The 264-nt window shown below is 33.7% G+C and carries 1 protein-coding gene; it reads right to left on the minus strand.

Translation table 11 applies throughout. The annotated features are described in order from the left end of the window. The coding region (locus C1E99_RS08805; protein ID WP_330848222.1) for a ribonuclease III domain-containing protein at positions 1 to 205 on the minus strand (205 nt) is incomplete at its 3' end. Positions 206 to 264 lie beyond the last annotated feature (59 nt).

Raw genomic sequence — 264 nt, forward strand, 5'->3', positions numbered from 1 at the left:
TATCAGGATATTTTTGATAGAGATATTTGGAGATCATCAACTGGAGAACAGCGTCTCCTAAAAATTCCAAGCGCTCATTATGTGAAATTTTTAGAAGGCGATGCTCATTGGCATAAGAAGTATGGGTAAAAGCCGTTTCTAATAAATTCAAATCCGAAAAATCAATCCCAAAATCAGCCAATAATTTTGCATGTAAATCTTTCATCTATATGCTCCTTTCTAACTTAAACGAAATAGATGGTTTACATTTACTCCGTCCTAACA

It is taken from the genome of Streptococcus suis (assembly GCF_002964045.1).
GTDB classification, from domain to species: Bacteria; Bacillota; Bacilli; order Lactobacillales; family Streptococcaceae; genus Streptococcus; species Streptococcus suis_U.